This window comes from Acidovorax sp. LjRoot66 (assembly GCF_964253305.1).
Classification (GTDB): Bacteria; Pseudomonadota; Gammaproteobacteria; order Burkholderiales; family Burkholderiaceae_C; genus Acidovorax.
Genome location: NZ_CAXUQU020000001.1, coordinates 5381990 through 5404791 on the forward strand (window position 1 = coordinate 5381990; position 22802 = coordinate 5404791).

The window sequence follows — 22802 nt, forward strand, 5'->3', positions numbered from 1 at the left end:
GGTGACGCCGCAGCAACGCCGCTCGTTCCTGCTGCTGGCGGCCCATGGCGCGGCCGCCACCACCCTGCCCCGCTGGGCCTGGGGCCAGCCGCAGCGCCAGCAGAGCAACCCCTTTGCGCTGGGCGTGGCCAGCGGCGACCCCAGCGCCGGCGGTGTGGTGCTCTGGACCCGCCTTGTCACTGCGGAGCCCGGCCAGGCCAGCACGCCCCTCACCGTACACTGGGAACTGGCCGACGACGAGGGCTTCCAGCGCATCGTCCAGCGCGGCCAGGCCACGGCCCTGCCGGGCCTGGGCCACAGTGTGCATGTGGAGCTGGCCGGCCTGGCGCCGGGCCGCTGGTACCACTACCGCTTCATGCATGGCGACGCCGTGAGCGCTACCGGCCGCACGCGCACCGCGCCGGCGGCCGATGCCCTGCCCGAACGCCTGCGCGTGGCCTTTGCCTCGTGCCAGCGCTGGGAGCATGGCCACTACGCGGCCTGGCGCCATGTGCGCGCGGATGCGCCCGACCTGGTGCTGTTTCTGGGCGACTACATCTACGAGTACGCCAGCCCGCGCGACAGCACAGGCCTGGCCCGCGTGCACGGCCTGCGCCTGGCCACCACCCTGGCCGACTACCGCGACCGCTACGCGCTGCACAGGAGCGACCCGGCCCTGCAGGCCGCCCACGCCGCCTGCCCCTGGCTGGTGACCTGGGACGACCACGAGGTGCAGAACGACTACGCAGGCAGCACAGGCAAGGGCGAGCCCGAAGCCTTCCTGGCCCAGCGCAGCGCCGCCTGGCAGGCGTTCTACGAGAACATGCCCCTGCGCGCCGCCAGCCTGGTGCAGCGCGACACCACCGCCCTGCAGCTGTACCGGCGCCTGGCCTGGGGGCGGCTGGCACAGCTGCATATGCTCGATGCGCGCCAGTACCGCAGCGTGCAGGCCTGCCGCACCGCCAGTGCCAGCGGTGCCGGCGCGGTGCGCACCAGGGACTGCGCCGAACTGGCCGAACCCGCCCGCAGCTTTCTGGGCACCGCCCAGGAGCAGTGGCTGGATGCGGGCCTGGCGGCCGACGCAAAGGACGGCCGCACCCGCTGGAGCGTGATCGCCCAGCAAACCCTGTTCTCGCCGCGCCACTACCCCTCGGGCGTGGTTTCCACCGACAGCTGGGACGGCTACCCCGCCGCGCGCGCCCGCCTGCTGCAGTCCATCGCGCAGCATGCCCCACGCAACACCGTGCTGCTGGGCGGCGACATCCACCAGAACTATGTCTGCCGCGTGCTGGCCGATGCGGCGCGACCCGATGCCCCGGTGATCGCCAGCGAGTTCTGCGGCACCTCGATCAGCTCGCGCTCTGGCACCACGCAAGAGAAGGTGGACGCCGTGGTGCGCAACAGCCCGCACGTGCTGCTGGCCCGCTGCGAGCAGCGCGGCTATGGGCTGGCCGACATCACACCCACTCGCTGGACCACCACCTTGCGCGTGCTGGACGACCCGTTGCGCGAGGACAGCGGGGCCCGCACGCTGGCGCGCTTTGTCGTTGAAGACAGGCGCGCAGGGCCTGTTGCCGCCTGATCAATCGCTACCAAACCAATAGCAATATAGCCCCTGGTGGTGGACCTCCTGCGTGGATACGGGTTCAATCCTTGCCTCTGCCAGCAACACCCTGCGCTTGTAGCAGCCTGGAAAAAGGGAGCGCTGCGACCGTGCCTGCGATTTACCATGGTTCTTATCCCAGCCCCCTTGGAGACAAGCCATGCGCAAGACACCCACCCTGACCCTGCTGGCCCTGGCCGCACTGCTGGCCGGCTGTGCCAGCGCACCCCGGTTCGAGTACACCGTGCCCGCCCAGCCCGAAGGCTCCTCGGGCTACACCGACAAGCCAGGCTGGGCCACCGAGAAGTTCGCCGTGGCCGCCGCCAACCCGCTGGCCACCGATGCCGGCTACCAGATCCTCAAGGCCGGCGGCTCGGCCATGGATGCGGCGATTGCCGTGCAGATGGTGCTCACGCTGGTGGAGCCGCAATCGAGCGGCATCGGCGGGGGCGCCTTCCTGCTGCACAGCGCAGGCGCCAAGGTGGAGGCCTATGACGGCCGCGAGACCGCGCCGGCCGGGGCCGACGAAAAGCTCTTTTTCGGCGCGGACGGCAAGCCCGTGCCGTTCTACGACGGCGTGGTGGGTGGCCGCTCGGTCGGCACACCGGGCACCGTGCGCATGCTGGAGATGGCGCACAAGGAGCACGGCAAGCTGCCCTGGGCCACGCTGTTCCAGCCCGCCATCACCCTGGCCGAAGGCGGCTTCAAGGTCAGCGCGCGCTTGAACACGCTGGCTGCGGCCGATGCCCACCTCAAGAAGGACCCGGTGGCCGCCGCCTACTTCTACAAGCCCGATGGCGATGCGCGCGACGTGGGCTTCAACCTGCGCAACCCCGAGCTGGGTGCCGTGCTGCGCCGCATCGCGGCCGAGGGCAGCAAGGCCCTGCACGAGGGCGAGATCGCCCAGGCCATCGTGGACAAGGTGCAAAAGCACCCCACCAACCCCGGCAGGCTGAGCATGGCCGACCTGGCCGGCTACCAGCCCAAGAAGCGCGAGCCCCTGTGCCACGACTACCAGGTGGCGAGCAAAAGCTACCGCATGTGCGGCTTTCCGCCACCCAGCTCGGGCGCCATCGCCATCGCGCAGATCCTGGGCATCCTCAGGAACACCGATGCCGCCGCCATGCCGCTCGAAGATGGCCTGCCCACGGCCGACTGGCTGCACCTGTACACCGACGCTGCGCGCCTGGCCTTTGCCGACCGCGCCCTGTACGTGGCCGACCCCGACTTCGTGCAGCCGCCCGCCGGTAACTGGGCCAGCCTGATCGCGCCGGCCTACCTGGCCGAGCGCGCCAAGCTCATCGGCACGCAAAGCCTCAAGCTCGCCCAGCCCGGCAAGCCCGGCGCCGTGGCCACCAGCTACGCGCCCATGCCCGAGCAGCCCGAGTACGGCACCAGCCACATCAGCATCGTCGATGCCTTCGGCAATGCGGTGGCGATGACGACGACCATCGAGGACCAGTTCGGCGCGCGGCAAATGGTCAAGGGCTTTTTGCTGAACAACGAGCTCACCGATTTCAGCTTTGCGCCGGCCGATGCCCAGGGCCAGCCGATCGCCAACCGCGTGCAGCCGGGCAAGCGGCCGCGCTCGTCGATGTCGCCCACCCTGGTGTTCGACAAGGCCACGGGCGAGTTGCTGATGAGTGGCGGCAGCCCGGGTGGCGCGGCCATCATCCACTACACGGCCAAGACCTTGTACGGGGTGTTCAACTGGGGGTTGATGCCACAGCAGGCGATCAACCTGCCCAATTTCGGGTCGATGAACGGGCCTTCGCTGCTGGAGGAGAAGCGGTTCCCCTCGCTTACCGTGGAGACCTTGCGGGCGCGGGGGGCGGAGGTGCGGGAGATGAACATGACCAGTGGGTTGCAGGCCATTGCGCGGGGGCATGCGCATGGGAAGATGCTGTGGTTTGGGGGGGCGGATCCGCGGCGGGAAGGTGTTGTGATGGGGGATTGAGCTGGTCTGGCCGCTGATTGGGAATCAGGCCGTTTGCTTGATTGATTGGCGGAGGCCGGGGTGTGCGCCCGGCGGCGCACCTACTTTCTTTTTGCGCAAAAAGAAAGTAGGCAAAGAAATAGCGCCCCACCGTCTGCGTCCCTTCGCTTCGCTGCGGGCAACCTGCGATGCTCGGTCCTGGGGTGGTGCCGCAGAACTCACTGCGTTTGGCCGTTGGCCAAACTCCGTTCAAACAGCTGCGGCAAGCCAGATCACGAAGCGTGTGTGTCCTTCGGCACACACGCCCACCCCAGGCCCTGCGCTTCTCGGCGCAGCCAGCAGGGGTGGGGAGCGGGTACCACCCGGCTGCTGCTTCGCAGCTGCGCCGGGTGTCGGGTATGCGCTGCGCGCTGCCGACGGCTGGGCACTATGTCTCAGCCCAGGCCAAGCGCAGCGAGGCAGTTGGGGCCGAGCGAAGCAATGGCCCGTGTGGAGCCTGCTCCCACCCCCTTCTGACCGTGCCGAGAAGCGCAGGGCCTGGGGTGAGCGCGTGCCGAAGGACACGCGCATCGTTGTCTGACTCACCGCGGTTGTTTGAGCGGAGTTCACCCGCAGGGGGAACGCAGCGAGTTCCGCGGTGCACCCCAGGACCGAGCATCGCAGGTTGCCCCGGAGCGCAGCGCAGGGGACACGGGCAGCGGGGTCGCCTTTCTTTTGGGCACTTTTCTTTGGCGACGCAAAGAACAAGTGCCTCGGCCGCCGGGCCGAGACCCGGCCTCCGCCCTCAGCTAAAGCATGCAGTTCAAAACAGGTCGCACACGCATGCAGGGAAATTACTGCTCAGCAATCACATCCACAAAGACCAGTGGCTCCGTCCCCGTATTCGTAAGCCCGTGCGATTCGTTCTTGCGCACGATGGTCACGTCCCCAGCCTTCACCGCAATGTCCTTGCCATCCTTGTCCTTGAAGGTGCCTCGGCCCGAGATGATGATGTAGGTGTCTTCATTCGTGGTGTGCTTGTGGTAGCCAATGGAGTCGCCAGGCTTGAGGGTAAGCCAGCTGATTTCCTTGATCGCCTGGTCCTTCAGGGCCTTGTCGCGCGTGAAGGCGTATTCACCCATCAAGGTGCCCTTACCGCCACCGGCAGCCTCCTTGTTGACCTTGATGAGCTCCTCCTTGGTGAACACGTCAGCCAGGGCCGGTGTGGCAGCGAGGGACAGGGCCATGGCTGCGCACGCAGCCCATGCAGAAATTGCTTTTGTCATATGTCTCCAGTGTTGTTGTCGCGGCAGCGCATGGCGCTCTGCCGGTGGAGATATTAGGGCCGACTGCCCAGCCTGCGTGCAGGTTGTCAGGAATCTGAAGGCCCCGTCATCCCACCAGCCTGGGCAGCGCCGATGCCAGCATCGCCACGCCCGAGAGCGTGAGCATGCCCAGCACGATCTGGCGAAAGCGAGCTTCGCTGATGCCGCGGTACAGCCGCGCGCCCAGCAGCACGGGCACCAGCATGGACGGCAGCGCCACGGCCAGGTAGGGCAGCATGGGCGCCGTGACCATGCCCGTGGCCAGGTAGGCCAGCATGGTCACGAGCAGCATGGCCAGGTTGAAGTTCTGGATCACGGCGCGCTGGGCGTCCTTGTCCCAGCCGCGCAGCGTGCACCAAAGCGTGGGCAGCACGCCGGTGAAGCCGCCGATGCCGCCCATCACTCCGCCCGCCATGCCCACCACCGCATCGGCCAGCCGGCCGCCGCGCGTGAGGCGCGGCAACTGCCTGGCCATCAGCATGGCCGGGCACCACAGCACCAGCAGCACGCCCAGCACGAGCTTGAAGGCGTCCATGTCCAGCCGCGGCAGCAGCGCCACGCCGATGGGGATGCCCGCCAGCCCACCGAGCACGAAGGGCATCAGGCGCAGCTTGTCGAAGCCCCGGCGCACCGAGAACGCCGCGAGCACCTGGCCCGTGAGCGAGCCAGCGACCACCAGCACGGCGGCCAGGCGCGGCTCCAGCGTCCAGGCCCAGAGCGACATCGCCGTCAGGCCAAAGCCGAAGCCCGAGAGCCCCTGCACAAAGCCTGCGGCGACTGCGCCCAGGGCCACCACGATGAATACCGAATCCATTGCCTCTCCCTTGTTGTACGGTGCCTGCCCGTCCAGCACCTGCATCGAATTGTGGTCGGTTCGTATAAGCAAACCATCAGCAATTACTATTCACCCATGCGATTTTCCGCATATCCTATTCACCATGCCATCCCATGACACCAATGCCGCCCAGGCCCTGCAGGCCCGCCTGGCCTCGCGCCTGAAGATGCGACACCTGGTGCTGCTGCAGCAGATCGAAACGCACGGCACGCTGACCCGCGTGGCGCACCACATGGCCACCAGCCAGCCGGCCATCACGCATGCGCTGGCCGAAATCGAGTCGATCTTCGATGCGCCGCTGTTCGAACGCTCAGCGCGCGGCATGGTGCCCACCGCGCTCGGCACCCTGGCGCTGGCCCGTGCGCGCGCCATGCTGCAGGACCTCACCCACTGGGCGCTGGACATCGAAGCCGCCAGCGCTGGCCGCGCCGCGCATCTGCAGATCGGCGTGATCCCCTTCGTGCCCGGTCGCCTGCTGGCCGCCGCCATCGGCCAGACGCGGCCGCGCGGGCTGCGCGCCACCGTCAGCATCCACGAGGGCACCAGCGACCACCTGCTGCAGCGCCTGCGCGCGCACGAACTCGACTGCGTGATCGGCCGCGCCTCCGCAGTGCTCGACATGGATGGACTGGTGCACGAGGTGCTCTACCACCAGGAGCCCCGCCTGATTGCCCACCGCCGCCTGTCGGCGCGGCTGGCGCGGCGCCCGCTGTCATGGCCCGAGCTGGCCGAACTCGACTGGGTGCTGGGCGCACGCCAGACCCCCATGCGCGAGCAGATCACCGACTTCTTCCTGCGTGCCGGTGTAGCCCCGCCGCAGGCCTATGTGGAGAGCCTGTCGTCCAAGGTGATCGGCGAGCTGATCGCGGCCAGCGAGCGCGCCGTCTCCATCGTGCCGGCCGACATCGCGCAGGAGCTGGTGCGCATTGCCGGCGTGGCGATCGTGCCGCACCGCTTCGGCTGGACGCTGCCGCCCATCACGCTGTTCCAGCGCTCCGAGGGCGCGCAGTATGCGGAGGTGGCGTTGCTGGCACAGGCATTGCGCGATGCGGCGGCCGGGTTTGCAGCAGAGCAGGCCTGACCTGGGGCAGGCGCCAGCGCGGTAGACCGTGGGTTCGAGTCCGATCACGCCGTGAAAAACAAGCCCTCTTGCGAGCGCTTGTTTTCAGCGCGTCAGAACGCCGCCGTGAGCGGGTTCGGGCCGATACGCCCCTCGGCCTGGTCCAGCTGGGCGATGGCCGCCATGTCCTGTGCATCCAGCGCAAAGTCGAAGACATCGGCATTTTCGGCAATGCGGCCGGGGTTGACCGACTTCGGGATCACAACGTTGCCCACCTCAATGTGCCAGCGCAAGACGACCTGGGCCGGCGTTTTGCCATGCCTGGCGGCAATGGCCTTAATGCCCGCATCCTCCAGCAACTGGCCCTGGCCCAGCGGGCTCCAGGCCTGCGTGGCGATGCCATTTGCAGCGTGGTATTCACGCAGCCGGCGCTGTTGAAAGCGCGGGTGCAGCTCGATCTGGTTGAGCACCGGTTTGGCACCGGTCTCCTGCACAAGTCGGTCGATGTGCTCGGGCTCGAAGTTGGAGACGCCGATGGAGCGCACCCGCCCTTCGGACTGCAGGCGCACAAAGGCGCGCCAGGTGTCCACGTACAGATCGCGCGAAGGGTTCGGCCAGTGGATCAGGTACAGGTCGAGCACGTCGAGGCCCAGCAGCTGCATGCTGGCATCGAAGGCACGCAGCGTGGAATCGAGGCCCTGCTCGGCGTTCCACAGCTTGGTGGTGATGAAGACCTCTTCGCGCGCCACGCCGCTGGCACGCAGGCCCTCGCCCACGCCCGCCTCGTTGCCATAGATGGCAGCCGTGTCGATATGCCGGTAGCCTGCGGCCAATGCCGCCTTCACGGCCTGTGCGGTGGCATCGGCCGGGGTGCGCCACACGCCCAGGCCGAGCTGGGGGATGGAGCGGCCATCGTGAAGTGCGAGGGAAGGATGCTGCTGGGTCATTCAGGGTTCCTGAGGGTCTTATTCATGTCAAAGGCCGCCGCGAGGCGCTTGGAGTAGCCATCTTCTCACGCATGGTGCAAGTCCTGCTGGGGACAAATCAACCGGTCGCCCAAAGCCAGCCGAGGCCGATTGCATCCATATGCAACTGCCCCAAAACCGGGATCCCCAGCGTGAAAGCACCGCGCCACCCGGCAACGGCCCAAAACGCCTCTTTCAAAGATACGTTTGCACACGTTTTGCAATTAATTAACGCAAATTAACCGCTGCGGCCACGCCACAGCGGTAGCCGGTGAAATGGTCTTCATGCCTATGATTTGCCCACAACGAACGCACACGGATGCGGGGTGGGAGAAGCATGGAACACACGATGAAAAAGGGCGTGCACCACGGTGCGCGCTGGGGAGCCCTGGGCGCATTGGCGCTGGGCCTGGCCGCCTGCGGTGGAGGCAGCACGGACAGCAGCGGCAGTGGGCAGGAGGCTTCACAGGCTTCGTCCAACGTGGTCTACGTCCAGCACAAGTCTGCCTACGAAGCAACGGCTGCAGCGCCCAGCCAGCCGGGCGTGGCCATCAAGCCCGTGACCGCGACCTCATCGGCGGTGGAAAACCCCGGCATGGCGGCCACGGCCGCCATAGACGGCAACCTCGGTAGCCGCTGGGGCAGCACCTTCGTGGACGATGCCTGGATCCAGTTCGACTTTGGCGCCAAGGTCGACGTGGGCTACATGAAGCTGGTCTGGGAGCGCTCCTACGGCAAAGAATACGCGCTGCAGGTTTCGCAGGACGGAAGCACCTGGACGCAGATCCGCTACGTCACCAACGGCAAGGGCGGCACCGAGGAGTTCCTGAACCTGGGCATGAGCGCGCGCTACATCCGCCTGCAGGGCGTGGCGCGGGCCGGCGGCTACGGCTACTCGCTGTTCGAGGTGGAGTTCAAGACACCGGGCACCGACAACACCCAGGGCGTGGGCGCGACCTCGGCCTGGCGCTACCCGGCCCACGGCCAGGGGCTGGCGCCATTGCCCTCCGCACCCGAGGCCGCCGAGCTGACACAGTTCCGCCTGGCCGACGGCACGCTGGTGACGCGCTTCGGCGCACGCGCGCTGGGCCGCCATGGCCGCGAGCGGGGTGAAGAGTGGAACGAGATCGGCTTTGGCCCCAACGACACGGTGGACCCTGTCACGCGTGCGCCCGTGGACAAGGGCCCCGGCGCGCACTTGACCTTCGTGACCCAGTATTTCCAGAACCGCACCTGGGGCATGGAGATCCTCGACAACAGCCGCGTGGCGGGCGTGACCAAGCCAACGCTGGTGGTCAACCGCTACACCACGGTGGACTTCTTGCCGGGCGACACGGCGTTCTTTCGCGCGTTCGACCGGCCCGGCGTCACCGGCTACGGCTGGATGAACCCGGGCGAGCTGGTGGACCGCAACGTCAAGGTCTGCGCACCCACGCCCTACCCGGCCAATGGCCGCCTGGCCAGCCCCGACGGCATCAACGGCCCCTGCACCCTGCGCATCAAGGACTACCCGGGCCACGGCGGCCTGGGCGCCGATGGCCTGCCCAACGGCACCAACGTGCCCTCGCGCGCACTGGTGGCCGGGGACGCCATCGAGGTCTCTCCCGCGATGTTCAGCACGCGCGAATCCATGTCCTCCAAGGGCGACAACGGCGGCATCCGCTACTACTCGGCCGAGTGGCTGTACGTGGTGGGTACGGGCCTCGTGCCCTGGTATGGCGTGCAGCCCCGGCTGAACTCGGCGCCGCTGCCGGCGATCACGCTCTCGGGCGGCACCGGCTCGGTCTCGTACAACTACTCGGACAACGGCGCCTCGATGTTCCAGCAGCCGTTCAACAACGTGGGCATGCAGAACATGCAGCGCTTCGTCGAGGGGCGCCGGCTGATCCACACCAGCTTCGACACCGGTGCCCACAGCGAGCCGGGCAACGACCCGTACATGCCCGCCGCCAAGCTGCAGGGCACGCACTTCAACCAGTCGGCCTGCTTGGCCTGCCACGTCAACAACGGCCGCAGCCCCGCCCCCATGCAGGTCAACCAGCGCCTGGACAGCATGTCGCTGCAGACCGCCAGCCTGGGCGATGCCGGCCAGCAGCAACCGCACCCGCGCTACGGCAGCGTGCTGCAGATGAACGCCCGCGCCGCCACCGGCGAAGCGCAGGACTGGGGCAACAGCGTGCGCGTGGCCAAATTCGAGACGCGCAATGTGCGCCTGGCCGATGGCAGCGTGGTGGAGCTGCGCAAGCCCGTGCTCGGCTTCGACGGCCCGGTGCCCGCCGTGCACTCGCTGCGCGCCGCGCCCCCCATGATCGGCATGGGCCTGCTCGAAGCCGTGCCCGAGGCCGACATCCTGGCCCGCGCACGCACCGTGCCGGATGCCGATGGCGTGAAGGGCATGCCCAACTATGTGTACGACCCCGAGAGCGGCGTGGTGCGCCTGGGCCGCTTCGGCTGGAAGGCATCCAAGGCCACCCTGCGCCAGCAGGCCTCCACGGCGCTGCTGCAGGACATGTCGGTCACGTCCACCGTCTACCCCTCGCGCGACTGCAACTACGGCCCCACCGCCTGTGCATCGGGCGTGCGCAAGCCCGGCATCACCGAGGCCGACCTAGCCTCGATCTCCAACTACCTGGCCCTGGTGGCCGTGCCGGCCCAGCGCAGCCAGGCCAGCGGCTTCCCCAAGGGCGTGGCACCGCTGGACGAGCACCGCGTGAACCCGCAGCAGGTCACCCTGGGCGCCAAACTGTTCGACACCCTGCGCTGCGTGGCCTGCCACACGGCCGAGATGAAGACCGGCTCGGGCCACCTGTTTGCAGAACTGCGCGACCAGACCATCCGCCCCTACACCGATCTGCTGCTGCACGACATGGGTGCCGAGCTGGCCGACAACTTCGCGCAGGGCCAGGCCACGGGAGCCCTGTGGCGCACCGCGCCGCTGTGGGGCATCGGCTATACCGAGAAGGTGATGGGCGCTGGCCAAGCCGCCAAGGTGGGCTACCTGCACGACGGCCGGGCCCGCTCGCTGACCGAAGCGGTGCTCTGGCATGGCGGCGAGGCCGATGCGGCACGCCGCCGCTTCGAGGCACTGCCCACGGCAGACCGCGAAGCGCTGCTGGCCTTCCTGCGATCGCTGTGATCGGCCTGGAGCGGGCGCCCCGCTCGCTCCAGCCGCTCAATACAGGGTCGTGCGCTGCCGCTCGGGCAGTGCCTGGTCATAGGCCGCGCCATCGAAGCTCTGGCTGATGGCCGACAGGATGGCACCGGGCGTGGGCACGGGCCGGGGCGCACCGGGCTCGGTGGCCTCCCCCCACAAGCGCGAGCGCAGGATGGCGCGCGCGCACTGGAAGTACACGGCCTCCACCGCGATGCGCACCACGCACTTGGGCGGCTGGCCGCTGACCACGAAGCGCTCCATGAGATCGGGTGCCGTGGTGATGCTGGCGCGGCCGTTCACGCGCAGCGTCTCGCCCACGCCGGGGATCAGGAACAGCAGCGCCACGCGCGGGTCGGCCACGATGTTGCGCAGGCTGTCCACGCGGTTGTTGCCGCGCCGCTCGGGCAGCAGCAGGGTGCGCTCGTCCAGCATCTGCACGAAGCCCGGCGCATCGCCGCGCGGCGATGCATCGAGTCCGCCCGGGCCCGAGGTGGCCAGCACCGCGAAGGGCGATGCCTCGATCATGCTGCGGTACGAGGGGTGCACGAAGGGCACCTCCTTGGACAGCGAGGCCTCGCCGGGCGTGCCGAACAAGGCTTCGAGCTGGGCAATGCTCTCGATGGAATGGGCGGTATCGACAACGGTGGCGGTCATGTCAGGTTCCAGGGGTTGGTGGCGAATATTGCGGGGGGCATAGCCGCCATGGTGCAGCGCCGCACTGTCTGCGGCAAACGAGTTTACGGCCGCCCATGCGTGAGAAAATCACACGCATGACACCCCGCCTGCCCCCGCTCAACGCCGTGCGCGCCTTTGCCGCTGCAGCACGCCACCAGAGCTTCACGCTGGCGGCGGCCGAGCTGTTCGTGACGCATGGTGCCATCAGCCGGCAGGTCAAAAGCCTTGAGGAGTTCCTGGGCGTGGCGCTGTTCGAGCGGCGCGTGCGACAGGTGTCGCTTACGCCCGAAGGGCAGCGCTTCTTCGCCGAGGTGGCGCCGGCGCTGGAACAGATCGGCGCGGCCGCCCGGGCGCTGATGGACGATGCACCCGCGCGCTCGGTCACCATCAACGTGCGGCCCTCGTTCGCGGTGCGCTGGGTGATTCCGCGGCTGCCGGACTTCGTGGCGCAATTCCCGGGTATAGCCCCCAGGGTCGTCACCAGCACCGTATCGCCCGACCAGGCCAGCGAGCATTTCGATGTAGCGATCCGCCGCGGCCGCAGCGCGGGCTGGCCGGCGTCCATCGCCGTGCAGCCCTTCCTTCTGGACGAGGCACTGATCGTGGGCACGCCGGCGCTGCTTGCCAACGCACCCGTTGACGGCCCCCGCGACCTGGCCGCCCACGGCCTGCTGTGGTCGCGCTCGCGCCCCGACGACTGGGAGCACTGGAAGCGCCAGGTGGGTGCACCGCGCCTGCGGCCCGCAAGCCAGCTGCAGTTCGACCACCTGCACTTCGTGTTGCAGGCCGCGCAGGGTGGCCTGGGCTTTGCGCTGGCCCCGGTTTCGCTGGTGGCGCACGACCTGGCCGCTGGCCGCCTGGTGTGCCCCCTGCCCGCGCTGCGCCTGCCGCTCACGCGCCACTACTATGGCCTGGCGCCCGATGCAGCACCCGAGGCGCAGTGCTTTGCGCAGTGGCTGCAGAGCCAACTGGAAAGCAGCACAGGCCTGGGTTGAGGCTCAGACGTCGATGGCCTCGGCCGAGCCCGCCTGCTTGCGCAGCTCGAACTTCTGGATCTTGCCGGTGCTGGTCTTGGGCAGCTCGCCAAACACCACCGCGCGCGGCACCTTGAAGCCCGCCAGGTGCTGCTTGCAGTGGGCCACGATGTCTTCGGGCGTGAGCGTGGCTCCGGCCTTGAGCTCGACGAAGGCGCAGGGTGTCTCGCCCCACTTGGGGTCGGGCCGGGCCACCACGGCGGCGGCCAGCACAGCGGGGTGGCGGTAGAGCACATCCTCCACCTCGATGGAGGAGATGTTCTCGCCGCCCGAGATGATGATGTCCTTGCTGCGGTCCTTGATCTTGATGTAGCCGTCGGGGTACTGCACCGCCAGGTCGCCGCTGTGGAACCAGCCGCCCGCAAAGGCCTCGTCCGTGGCCTTGGGGTTCTTGAGGTAGCCCTTCATCACGATATTGCCCTTGAACATGATCTCGCCCATGGTCTCGCCGTCCTGCGGCACGGGCTGCAGGGTTGCGGGGTCGAGCACGCGCACGTCGCGCTCCAGGTGGTAGCGCACGCCCTGGCGGGCGTTCAGACGGGCGCGCTCGCCGATGTCCAGGTCATCCCAGGCCCCGTGCTTGGCGCACACGGTGGCGGGGCCGTACACCTCGGTCAGGCCATACACGTGGGTCAGGTCGAACCCCATCTTCTCCATGCCCTCGATCATCGACGCGGGTGGCGCGGCACCCGCCACCATGGCCTGGATGCCGGCGGGCACGCCGGCCTTCATGGCATCGGGCGCATTCACCAGCATGCCGTGCACGATGGGTGCGCCGCAGTAGTGCGTGACGCCGTGCTGGCGCATGGCGTCGAAGATGGCATGCGCCTCCACGCGGCGCAGGCAGACGTTGACACCCGCGCGCGCCGCCACCGTCCAGGGAAAGCACCAGCCGTTGCAATGGAACATGGGCAAGGTCCACAGATAGACCGCGTGCTTGGGCATGTCCCACTCCAGCACGTTGCTGATGGCATTGGTGGCCGCGCCCCGGTGGTGGTAGACCACGCCCTTGGGGTTGCCCGTGGTGCCGCTGGTGTAGTTCAGGGCGATGGCATCCCACTCGTCAGCAGGCAGTTCCCAGGCGTGCTGCGCATCGCCTGCGGCCACGAAGGTGTCGTAGTCGGTGCCGCCCAGGGATTGGGCAGCCGGGCCGTACACGGCGTCCTGCACTTGCAGCACCAGCAGCGGCGCAGTGGACTTGCGCCATGCAAGGGCCTTGGCGAGGGTGCCGGTGAACTCCGGGTCGACAATGATGGCACGGGCCTCGCCGTGGTCGAGCATGAAGGCGATGGTCTCGGGGTCCAGGCGGGTGTTGATGGCGTTGAGCACGGCGCCGGCCATCGGTACGCCGAAATGCGCTTCCACCATGGGCGGGGTGTTGGGCAGCAGTGCGGCCACGGTGTGGTTCTTGGCTATGCCGGCGCGGTTCAGGCTGCTGGCCAGCTGGCGGCAGCGCGCATAGGTCTGGCCCCAGGTCTGGCGCAATTCACCATGGACGATGGCCAGGCGGTCCGGGTAGACCTCGGCCGTGCGCTCCAGAAACCCGAGGGGCGACAGGGGCGCGAAGTTGGCCGGGTTCCGGTCCAGGTGCTGGTCGAACATGTGGGGCATGGCAGGGATTTCCTTCGCGGGGACGATGAACCGCCCTATTACAACGCAGGGTTCTGGCGGGCATCTGCGGGCGAACCCGGGGCCCGCCCCGGCGATAGAGGAAAATGCAGCGGTGTCCATCCCCCAGTCATTCATCCAGGAACTGCTAGCCCGCACCGACGTGGTCGAGATTGTGGGCCGCTACGTCCAGTTGAAGAAGGGCGGGGCCAATTTCATGGGCCTGTGCCCCTTCCATGGGGAAAAGTCGCCGTCCTTCAGTGTCAGCCCCTCCAAGCAGTTCTACCACTGCTTTGGCTGCGGCAAGAACGGCAATGCCATCGGCTTTCTCATGGACCATGCGGGCATGGGCTTCGTCGAGGCGGTGCAGGACCTGGCCCAGCAGGTGGGCCTGCAGGTGCCCGACGACGACATCTCCCAGCAGGAAAAGGAGCGCGCCGCCGCCGCCCGCCAGAAGCAGGCCACCCTGACCGACGTACTGGAAAAAGCCGGCGACGCCTACCGCCGCCAATTGCGCGAATCGCAGCGCGCCATTGCCTACTTCAAGGGCCGGGGCGTGTCGGGCGCGGTGGCCAAGCGCTACGGCCTGGGCTATGCGCCCGAGGGCTGGCGCAGCCTGGCCAGCGTGTTCCCGCAGTACGACGACCCGCTGCTGGAGGAAAGCGGCCTGGTCATCGTGGGCGAGGACGGGCAGGACAAGCGCTATGACCGCTTTCGCGACCGGGTGATGTTCCCCATCCGCAACGTCAAGGGTGAATGCATCGGCTTTGGTGGGCGCGTGCTGGGCGACGACAAGCCCAAATACCTCAATTCGCCTGAAACCCCGGTGTTCCACAAGGGGCGAGAGCTCTACGGCCTGTTCGAGGCGCGCACAGCCATCCGCGAGCACGGTTACGCCCTGGTCACCGAAGGGTATATGGACGTGGTGGCGCTGGCGCAGCTGGGTTTTCCGAATGCCGTGGCCACGCTGGGCACGGCCTGCACGCCCGAACATGTGCAAAAGCTGCTGCGCTTCACCGAATCGGTGGTGTTCAGCTTCGACGGCGACAACGCCGGCCGGCGCGCCGCGCGCAAGGCGCTGGACGGCGCCCTGCCCCACGCCACGGACACGCGCAGCATCAAGTTCCTGTTCCTGCCGGCCGAGCACGACCCCGACAGCTTCATCCGCGCCAATGGCACCGATGCGTTTGCCAAGCACGTGAGCGAGGCCGTGCCGCTCAGCCGCTTCCTGGTCGAGTCGGCCAGCGATGGCTGCGACCTGACCACCGCCGAGGGCCGCGCCCACATGGCCAGCAACGCCCGCCCGCTATGGACGGCGCTGCCCGACGGCGTGCTCAAGCGCCAGTTGCTGGGCGAGCTGGCCGAACTGACGCAGTTGAACGCGCGCGACCTGTCCGAGCTGTGGAACCCCGGCGGCGCCCGCGCTCCCGCCCCGGCGCCAGCCCCCCAGCAGCGCCCGGCACGCACGCAGGAAGCCGCCAACCCCTATGCCGATGAGCCGCCCTGGGGCGGCGCCCCGTCCGACCTGGACGGCTGGCACCCCCCGCACGAGCCCGATTACGTGGGCGGCGGGTACCAGGGCCCGAGCGATGGCGGCCATGGCGGCTACAGCGGTGGTGGAAATGGCGCAACCGGCAATGGCAAGCCCCCCTTCCGCAAGGGCGGCAGCGACTGGGTCAACACCGGGGGCAAGTGGAAGAAAAAGGACAAGGACTCCCCCTGGCCGCCCCAGCCGCGGCTACCGCGCACACCCGCCATGGGCCGGGCAGACCACGCCGCGCGCCTGCTGCTGTCGCACATGGGCTTTCTGGAAGAACTCACACACGACGACCACGCCGCCCTGTGCGCAAAGCCAGCTCCCCACGGGCCGCTGTTCACCTGGCTGGAGGGCCAGTTCCACGAGCACGGTCCCCAGGCCTGGGAGGTGCTGCGCGAGGGCCTGCGCGAGCACGAATGCGAAGACCTGGCGATGAAGGTGATGACCGGAGCCCACGCCCAGACCAAGGGCGAATCGCAGGAACTCCGGCTGGAACTGCGCGATCTACTGAACCGGATGCTCATCGAGGACATCAAGGAACAGCAGAAAGTGCTGATCCTTCAGGCGGCCCAGGACGCGTCGGCCCTGGAGCGCTACCGTGTGCTGGAGCAAAAACGCCTGGTTTTGTTGAACGCAACCGTCAAGGTGGCTTGAAATTGCGTCAAATGGTATAATGTAGGGTTAGGCAAGAGCGACAGCAGCACCTCCGAGCCGGGCCACCGTGACAAACGCGCACAACCGCCCACCCATCGCAAGGACTGCACACCAAATGTTCGCCCAGACATCTTGCCCCTGAGGGATACCCCTCAAGCTGCAAAAGCATCGCTTTTGCAGTGCCACCCGCGCCGGGATCTGTGGCGCTTGCGTTTTCTTTGTGTCCGTTTTTGATTCTGAGGTTGTTCATGCCCGCTCAAAAGTCCGCGAAGCCATCCAAGTCAGCCCCAGTGACCGCCGCGAAGGCCGTCTCAAAAACCGCGGCCAAGGTGCCGGCCAAGGCAACTGCCTCCAAAACAGTTGCCGCGCCCGCCCCGGTCGCCAAGAAAGTGAAAACTGTGCCCTTGAACAAGTCTGCCGAGAAGACGGAAGCCCCCGAAGAACTCAAGAAAGCCCGCGCCAAGGCTGCCGTCGACGCAGACGGTGAAGAGGCCCCCAAGAAGCGCCCTGGCCGCCCCGCCAAGGTCGCAGGTGCCGCCACGGACGAGGCCAAGGTGCCGGCCAAACGCGGCCGCAAGCCCAAGGCCGCCGCCGGTGGTGCCGCGGAAAGCAGCGACGATGCCGACCTGTCGGACATCGAATCCGACCTGGAAGGTGAAGTCGAGGTCGAGGCCGAAGCCACGCCCACGGCCGAGAAGGTCAAGCCGCTGCGCATGAAGATCAGCAAGGCCAAGGAACGCGCCCTGATGAAGGAATTCGGCCTGGACGAAACCGTCCTGACCGAAGAAGACCTGGCCAAGCGCCGCTCGCGCCTGAAAACCCTGATCAAGCTGGGCAAGACGCGCGGCTACCTCACGCACGTCGAAATCTCCGACCACTTGCCCGACAAGCTGGTCGATGCCGAAACGCTCGAAGCCGTCATCACCACGCTGAACGACCTGGGCGTGGCCGTGTACGAGCAGACGCCCGATGCCGAGGCGCTGATCATCACCGACAACGCCCCCGCAGGCGCCAGTGAAGAAGAAGCCGAAGAGGCCGCCGAAGCCGCCCTGTCCACCGTGGACAGCGAATTCGGCCGCACCACCGACCCCGTGCGCATGTACATGCGCGAAATGGGCACGGTGGAGCTGCTCACCCGCGAAGGCGAAATCGAGATCGCCAAGCGCATCGAAGGCGGTCTGATGTCCATGATGGAGGCGATCAGCGCATCGCCCGCCACCATCGCCGAGATCCTCAACATGGGTGAGGAAATCCGCGAAGGCAAGGTCGTCATCTCCACCATCGTGGACGGCTTCTCCAACCCCAACGAGGCCGACGACTATGTGGCCGAAGAAGACTTCGACGAATTCGACGAAGCCGACGACGACGATGGCAAGGGCGGCTCCAAGGCGCTGACCAAGAAGCTCGAAGAACTCAAGAAGCAGGCGCTGGAGCGCTTCGACAAGCTGCGCGACCTGTTCGAGAAGGTCCACAAGATCTACGACAAGGAAGGCTACGGCACGCCGGCCTACGTGAAGGCGCAGCACGCCCTGTCGGAAGAGCTGATGACCATCCGCTTCACCGCCAAGACCATCGAGAAGCTGTGCGACATGGTGCGCGGCCAGGTGGACGACGTGCGCAAGAAGGAGCGCGAGCTGCGCCGCATCATCGTGGACAAGTGCGGCATGCCGCAAGAGACCTTCATCAAGGACTTCCCGGCCAACCTGCTGAACCTGAAGTGGGTGGAAAAGCAGGCCGCCGCCGGCAAGCCCTGGAGCACGGTGATGGCGCGCAACATCCCGCCCATCCAGGAACTGCAGCAAAAGCTGACGGACCTGCAATCGCGCGTGGTCGTGCCGCTGACCGAGCTCAAGGACATCAACAAGCGCATGAACGAGGGTGAAGCCACCTCGCGCGATGCCAAGAAGGAAATGATCGAGGCCAACCTGCGCCTCGTGATCTCCATCGCCAAGAAGTACACGAACCGCGGCCTGCAGTTCCTGGACCTGATCCAGGAGGGCAACATCGGCCTGATGAAGGCCGTGGACAAGTTCGAATACCGCCGCGGCTACAAGTTCTCGACCTACGCCACGTGGTGGATCCGCCAGGCCATCACGCGCTCGATCGCCGACCAGGCGCGCACCATCCGTATCCCGGTGCACATGATCGAGACGATCAACAAGATGAACCGCATCAGCCGCCAGCATCTGCAGGAGTTCGGCTTCGAGCCCGATGCGTCCATCCTGGCGGCGAAGATGGAGATCCCGGAAGAGAAGATCCGCAAGATCATGAAGATCGCCAAGGAGCCGATCTCGATGGAAACCCCCATCGGCGACGACGACGACAGCCACCTGGGCGACTTCATCGAGGACGGTGCCAACACCGCTCCCATCGATGCTGCCATGCAGGCCGGCCTGCGCGACGTGGTCAAGGACATCCTGGACGGCCTCACGCCACGCGAAGCCAAGGTGCTGCGCATGCGCTTCGGCATCGAGATGTCCACCGACCACACGCTGGAAGAAGTGGGCAAGCAGTTCGACGTAACGCGCGAACGCATCCGCCAGATAGAAGCCAAGGCGCTGCGCAAGCTGAAGCACCCCAGCCGCTCGGACAAGCTGCGCAGCTTCATCGATTCGCTGTAATCGGCCTGCCAGTGAAAGCCCCTGTCGGGGGTTTTCCGGTCCTGACGCCCTGCCCCGCATCTGCGGCGCAGGGCGTTTTTCATGGTGGCGTGGCGGCCACAGATGTCATCCGCTCCAGCGTATACCCTGATACTCTGGACAGCTGAATGACAGTTTCAGCGCACACCATTGCAGATGGATACATTCGCTTACCAAGGGAACCCATGACCGCCCACACCCCCCTGAACACACGGCGCCGGCAGGTGCTGATCCGCGCGGCTGCGCTTGCCGCGCTGGCAGCACCCTTTGGCAGCACGGTGCTGGCCCAGGCCCGCCCCCCGGCCAAGGTCGCCAAGCTGGCGGGTACGCTGCGCATCGTGATCCCCGCCAATGCCGGCGGTGGCTGGGACCAGACCGGCCGCGCACTGGGCACCGCCCTGGTGGGCGCGGGTGCCGTGGACCAGGTGGAGTACGAGAACGTCGGCGGCAAGGGCGGCACCATCGGCCTGGCCCGCTACGCCGAAAAATACGCCAACGACCCCAACACCCTGCTCATGGGCGGCATGGTGATGGTGGGCGCCGTGGCGCTGCAAAAGCCGGCGGTGGACCTCACGCAGATCCAGCCCATTGCGCGCCTGACCAGCGACTACCTGGTGGCCGCCGTGCCCGCATCGTCCCCTATCCGCACGGCCAAGGACCTGGTCGCCGCCATGAAGGCCGACCTGCCCGCCCTGCCGGTGGCTGGCGGCTCTGCAGGCGGGGTGGACCACATCTATGCGGGCGTGCTGGCCCGTGCCGCCAAGGCCAGCCCCGAGGCACTGGTCTACCGCCCGTTTGCGGGCGGCAATGAGGTGGTGGATGCCTTGGTCACCGGCAAGGCCGCCCTGGGCCTGTCGGGCTACAGTGAGTTCAGCGAAGCGATTGCCGCCGGCAAGCTGCGCGCCATCGGCGTATCGGCCCGGCGCAGCGTGTTCGGCCTGCCCGCGTTCCGCGAGCAGGGGATCGATGCTGTCATGGCCAACTGGCGCGGCGTGTTCACGGGCAAGGGGGTCTCTGCCGCCCGCCTGGCCGAGATGGTGACTGCCGTGGAAGCCGCCACCGTGCATGAATCGTGGGTGCGCACCCTGAAAACCAACAAGTGGGATGCATCCTGGCTCACCGGCAAGGACCTGACCGAGTTCATGGAACTGGACCTGACCACCGCGCGTGTGATGGTCTACCTGCTCAAGCTCAAAGCCTGACCCTCCCTTCGCGAGGCTCTTGCATCGCACCGCCTACCCGCTGCCGACACTTAGGACCTCCTGATGAAAATGTCCCGCTACTCCATCGGCACGCGCATGGCCGGTGCATTGGGCCTGGTGCTGGCGCTGATGATCGGCGCAGCGCTGTTCGGCATTGCCGCGCTGTACAGCACGCTGGGTACCTACGACAGCACGGTGCAGCAGCGCGTGGCCCAGGAGCGCGCCGTGACGCGCATGGAGAGCGAGTTCAAGACCCAGGTGATGGAGTGGAAGAACACGCTGCTGCGCGGCGAGGATTCGCGCAAGCGTGAACTGCACTGGAACGCCTTCCAAGCCAGCGAAAAACGCGTGGCCGACGACGCCAAGGCCCTGGCACCGCAGCTGGTGGACAGCAGCGAGCGCGCTGCGCTGCAGAAGTTCTTCGATGCCCATACGCAGATGGCCCAGGGCTACCGCAAGGGCTTCGAAGCCTTCCAGTCGCTCGGCTTCGTGGCCTCGGCCGGCGATGCCGATGTGGCCGACATCGACCAGGGCCCTGCCAAGCTGTTGGGCGAACTGAGCCGCCAGGTGGCCGACAGCAGCGCTGCCATTGCGCAGCAGGCCGCGCAGGATGCGCGCCGCGCCTTGGTCAGCAGCCTGGTGGCGCTGGCGCTGGTGAGCGCACTGGGGGTGTTTGCCGGCTGGGTGCTCACGCGCTCGGTGGTGGGCCCGCTGCGCGTGGCCGTGTCCCTGGCCAACAAGGTGGCCGCAGGCGACCTGACGACCACCATAGTCACAGAAGGCAATGACGAACCCGCGCGCCTGCTGCAGGCCCTGGCCGCCATGCAGGAAAACCTGGAGCGCGTGGTTTCTGGCGTTCGTACCAATGCCGAAGGCGTGGCCAGCGCCAGCGCCGAGATCGCGCAGGGCAACACCGACCTGAGCATGCGCACCGAAGACCAGGCCTCGTCGCTGGACGAAACCTCCTCCTCCATGCAGCAGTTGCAGCAGACCGTGCAGAACAACGCGGCGAACGCCCAGCGGGCGAACGAACTGGCCAAGAGCGGCGCCTCGGTCGCCGAGCGCGGCGGCCAGGTGGTGGGCCAGATGGTCGAGGTGGTGCAGGGCATCCAGGAAAGCTCGCGCAAGATCGCCGACATCATCGGCGTCATCGACGGCATCGCCTTCCAGACCAACATCCTTGCGCTCAACGCCGCCGTGGAAGCCGCACGCGCGGGCGAACAGGGCCGCGGCTTTGCCGTGGTGGCCAGCGAGGTGCGCAGCCTGGCCACGCGCAGTGCCAGCGCCGCGCGCGAGATCAAGGCACTGATCCAGACCAGCGTGGAGCGCGTGGAAGCGGGCTCCAGCCTGGCACGCAATGCCGGCAGCACCATGGGCGAGGTGGTCCAGTCCATCCGCGGCGTGAGCACGCTGATGGAAGAGATCAGCCAGGCCAGCGCCGAGCAGACCAACGATATGCTGCGCGTGACCCAGGCCATCGTGCGCATGGATGACGCCACGCAGCAGAACGCCGCGCTGGTGGAACAAAGCGCAGCCGCCGCCGGCAGCCTGAGCGGCCAGGCGCATCAGTTGGTGGAGGCTGTGGCGGTGTTCCGGCTGCGCTGATCAAGACGTGGCAGGTGAGGGGCCAGCAGCCTCGCGCGCTACCGCATCCCACAGCGCCTCGGCGGCGCGCCCCATCTGCACGTGGGAGCGGTACACCCGGATCTCCAGCTCGATGCTCCACTGCGGCGAGGCCGCAGCGCAGGCCAGCCGCCCCGCTGACAGATCGTCGACCACAAGACTCTGGGGCAACCAGGCAATGCCCCGGCCCTCGAGTGCCATCGTGCGCAGCACGGAAGCCAGGTGGGCCGTGAAAACCGTCTGCGTCGAGAGCTTTCCGAGCGCACCGTCGATGGTCTTGTGCAGGATATTGCCAAGCCCCGATTCCGCACTGTAGGCCAGCAAGGGCGCAACCGCACCGGAGCGCTCCAGGCCATAGAGGGCGGCACCGTCCGGCCCTACGGCGCACACGGGCCGCAAGACATCGGTACCGACGCAGACCGATGGATAGGCCTGCGCGTGCAACAGGCTGGGGGCCTGCGCATGGGCATGGCACAGCACGAACTGCACCTTGCTCTGGGCCAGCAGCGCCTCGCAGCGGTGCAGCATGTCGGACTCCAGCTGCAGGGTCCCGGCCATGGTGTGCGCGCCATAGCTGCGCAGCCACCCCGGCATGAAGGTCAGCGACAACGCATGGGTCGCGGCAAAGCGCAGGCTCTTCGAATTCGCCTCGGCCACGGCGCGCGCCGCGCCGGGCAGGCGCGCCACCTCGGCGAGCAGCTCGGGCGCAACGCCTTGAAACCACTGGCCCGCCTCCGTCAGCCTGACCGGCTGCGTGCTGCGGTCGAACAGCTCCACCCCCAGCCACTCCTCCAAGGCACGCACGCGGCGACCGAAGGCAGGCTGCGTCATGTGGCGGTCTTCTGCGGCGCGGGAAAAATTTCCGACGGCGGCAAGGACCAGGAAATCCTCCAGCCAGGAGATGTTCATAACAAGCCCGCTGTGCTCTGAAAGCACTGAAGAGAACAAAAACGGCATTGGTCAAACACCGCGCGGTTGCGGATCATACCCATCC

15 protein-coding genes are annotated in these 22802 nt (G+C 67.4%); 9 read left to right on the plus strand and 6 right to left on the minus strand.

Annotated features, from left to right (window positions below):
* Nucleotide 1 precedes the first annotated feature (1 nt).
* Together ACSQ3Y_RS25320 and ACSQ3Y_RS25325 are read left to right on the plus strand one after the other, a co-directional pair.
* Nucleotides 2–1561 (plus strand): alkaline phosphatase D family protein, encoded by a 1560-nt coding sequence (locus ACSQ3Y_RS25320; protein WP_436179250.1) that lies wholly within the window; start codon nucleotides 2–4, stop codon nucleotides 1559–1561.
* Nucleotides 1562–1742: 181 nt separating this feature from the next.
* Nucleotides 1743–3539 carry a gamma-glutamyltransferase family protein gene (locus tag ACSQ3Y_RS25325; RefSeq protein WP_436179251.1) on the plus strand — a complete coding sequence of 599 codons (1797 nt, stop codon included), beginning with the start codon at nucleotides 1743–1745 and terminating at the stop codon, nucleotides 3537–3539.
* An 812-nt stretch (nucleotides 3540–4351) separates the two neighbouring features.
* Here ACSQ3Y_RS25325 and ACSQ3Y_RS25330 read toward each other — a convergent pair.
* Entirely contained in the window at nucleotides 4352–4744 is a 393-nt protein-coding gene (locus ACSQ3Y_RS25330) for a cupin domain-containing protein (RefSeq protein ID WP_436179252.1), read from the minus strand.
* Between the two features lie 145 nt (nucleotides 4745–4889).
* A complete protein-coding gene (locus ACSQ3Y_RS25335) occupies nucleotides 4890–5636 on the minus strand; it encodes a sulfite exporter TauE/SafE family protein (protein WP_436179253.1) in 747 nt (248 codons plus the stop codon).
* Nucleotides 5637–5760: 124 nt separating this feature from the next.
* Here ACSQ3Y_RS25335 and ACSQ3Y_RS25340 point away from each other — a divergent pair, with 124 nt between their 5' ends.
* A complete protein-coding gene (locus ACSQ3Y_RS25340) occupies nucleotides 5761–6738 on the plus strand; it encodes a LysR substrate-binding domain-containing protein (protein WP_436179254.1) in 978 nt (325 codons plus the stop codon).
* Between the two features lie 92 nt (nucleotides 6739–6830).
* Here the strand turns inward: ACSQ3Y_RS25340 and ACSQ3Y_RS25345 are convergent, their stop codons facing one another.
* Entirely contained in the window at nucleotides 6831–7664 is an 834-nt protein-coding gene (locus ACSQ3Y_RS25345) for an aldo/keto reductase (RefSeq protein ID WP_436179255.1), read from the minus strand.
* 367 nt (nucleotides 7665–8031) lie between these two features.
* Here ACSQ3Y_RS25345 and ACSQ3Y_RS25350 point away from each other — a divergent pair, with 367 nt between their 5' ends.
* Complete coding sequence (locus ACSQ3Y_RS25350; RefSeq protein ID WP_436179256.1) at nucleotides 8032–10818, plus strand: di-heme oxidoredictase family protein; 2787 nt, start codon at nucleotides 8032–8034, stop codon at nucleotides 10816–10818.
* 36 nt (nucleotides 10819–10854) lie between these two features.
* Here ACSQ3Y_RS25350 and ACSQ3Y_RS25355 read toward each other — a convergent pair whose 3' ends face one another.
* Nucleotides 10855–11490 (minus strand): pyridoxamine 5'-phosphate oxidase family protein, encoded by a 636-nt coding sequence (locus ACSQ3Y_RS25355; RefSeq protein WP_436179257.1) that lies wholly within the window; start codon nucleotides 11488–11490, stop codon nucleotides 10855–10857.
* Between the two features lie 116 nt (nucleotides 11491–11606).
* On the opposite strand from ACSQ3Y_RS25355, the gene gcvA reads away from it, so the two are divergent.
* A complete protein-coding gene (gene gcvA, locus ACSQ3Y_RS25360; RefSeq protein ID WP_436179258.1) occupies nucleotides 11607–12506 on the plus strand; it encodes a transcriptional regulator GcvA in 900 nt (299 codons plus the stop codon).
* Between the two features lie 3 nt (nucleotides 12507–12509).
* Here the strand turns inward: gcvA and ACSQ3Y_RS25365 are convergent, their stop codons facing one another.
* Nucleotides 12510–14156 carry an acyl-CoA synthetase gene (locus ACSQ3Y_RS25365; protein ID WP_436179259.1) on the minus strand — a complete coding sequence of 549 codons (1647 nt, stop codon included), beginning with the start codon at nucleotides 14154–14156 and terminating at the stop codon, nucleotides 12510–12512.
* 112 nt (nucleotides 14157–14268) lie between these two features.
* On the opposite strand from ACSQ3Y_RS25365, the gene dnaG reads away from it, so the two are divergent.
* The 4 genes from dnaG to ACSQ3Y_RS25385 all read left to right on the plus strand — a co-directional run bounded on the left by dnaG (nucleotide 14269) and on the right by ACSQ3Y_RS25385 (nucleotide 21790).
* Nucleotides 14269–16344 carry a DNA primase gene (gene dnaG / locus ACSQ3Y_RS25370; protein WP_436179260.1) on the plus strand — a complete coding sequence of 692 codons (2076 nt, stop codon included), beginning with the start codon at nucleotides 14269–14271 and terminating at the stop codon, nucleotides 16342–16344.
* A gap of 248 nt (nucleotides 16345–16592) precedes the next feature.
* Nucleotides 16593–18965: an RNA polymerase sigma factor RpoD gene (gene rpoD / locus ACSQ3Y_RS25375; protein WP_436179261.1), complete on the plus strand. Its 2373-nt coding sequence runs from the start codon at nucleotides 16593–16595 to the stop codon at nucleotides 18963–18965.
* Between the two features lie 203 nt (nucleotides 18966–19168).
* Nucleotides 19169–20185 carry a Bug family tripartite tricarboxylate transporter substrate binding protein gene (locus ACSQ3Y_RS25380; RefSeq protein WP_157422126.1) on the plus strand — a complete coding sequence of 339 codons (1017 nt, stop codon included), beginning with the start codon at nucleotides 19169–19171 and terminating at the stop codon, nucleotides 20183–20185.
* Between the two features lie 63 nt (nucleotides 20186–20248).
* Nucleotides 20249–21790 carry a methyl-accepting chemotaxis protein gene (locus tag ACSQ3Y_RS25385; protein ID WP_057202413.1) on the plus strand — a complete coding sequence of 514 codons (1542 nt, stop codon included), beginning with the start codon at nucleotides 20249–20251 and terminating at the stop codon, nucleotides 21788–21790.
* Here ACSQ3Y_RS25385 and ACSQ3Y_RS25390 read toward each other — a convergent pair whose 3' ends face one another.
* Complete coding sequence (locus tag ACSQ3Y_RS25390) at nucleotides 21791–22717, minus strand: LysR family transcriptional regulator (RefSeq protein WP_057268949.1); 927 nt, start codon at nucleotides 22715–22717, stop codon at nucleotides 21791–21793.
* Nucleotides 22718–22802: the final 85 nt, after the last annotated feature.

What these genes read in the sequence shown, in the direction of transcription:
- ACSQ3Y_RS25325 (WP_436179251.1), top strand. Translation starts at nt 1,743, where the DNA reads ATGCGCAAGACACCCACCCTGACCCTGCTGGCCCTGGCCGCACTGCTG.
- ACSQ3Y_RS25390 (WP_057268949.1), bottom strand. Translation starts at nt 22,717, where the DNA reads ATGAACATCTCCTGGCTGGAGGATTTCCTGGTCCTTGCCGCCGTCGGA.
- ACSQ3Y_RS25345 (WP_436179255.1), bottom strand. Translation starts at nt 7,664, where the DNA reads ATGACCCAGCAGCATCCTTCCCTCGCACTTCACGATGGCCGCTCCATC.
- ACSQ3Y_RS25385 (WP_057202413.1), top strand. Translation starts at nt 20,249, where the DNA reads ATGAAAATGTCCCGCTACTCCATCGGCACGCGCATGGCCGGTGCATTG.
- ACSQ3Y_RS25340 (WP_436179254.1), top strand. Translation starts at nt 5,761, where the DNA reads ATGCCATCCCATGACACCAATGCCGCCCAGGCCCTGCAGGCCCGCCTG.
- ACSQ3Y_RS25365 (WP_436179259.1), bottom strand. Translation starts at nt 14,156, where the DNA reads ATGCCCCACATGTTCGACCAGCACCTGGACCGGAACCCGGCCAACTTC.
- ACSQ3Y_RS25350 (WP_436179256.1), top strand. Translation starts at nt 8,032, where the DNA reads ATGAAAAAGGGCGTGCACCACGGTGCGCGCTGGGGAGCCCTGGGCGCA.
- gcvA (WP_436179258.1), top strand. Translation starts at nt 11,607, where the DNA reads ATGACACCCCGCCTGCCCCCGCTCAACGCCGTGCGCGCCTTTGCCGCT.
- ACSQ3Y_RS25335 (WP_436179253.1), bottom strand. Translation starts at nt 5,636, where the DNA reads ATGGATTCGGTATTCATCGTGGTGGCCCTGGGCGCAGTCGCCGCAGGC.
- ACSQ3Y_RS25355 (WP_436179257.1), bottom strand. Translation starts at nt 11,490, where the DNA reads ATGACCGCCACCGTTGTCGATACCGCCCATTCCATCGAGAGCATTGCC.
- rpoD (WP_436179261.1), top strand. Translation starts at nt 16,593, where the DNA reads ATGCCCGCTCAAAAGTCCGCGAAGCCATCCAAGTCAGCCCCAGTGACC.
- ACSQ3Y_RS25380 (WP_157422126.1), top strand. Translation starts at nt 19,169, where the DNA reads ATGACCGCCCACACCCCCCTGAACACACGGCGCCGGCAGGTGCTGATC.
- ACSQ3Y_RS25330 (WP_436179252.1), bottom strand. Translation starts at nt 4,744, where the DNA reads ATGGCCCTGTCCCTCGCTGCCACACCGGCCCTGGCTGACGTGTTCACC.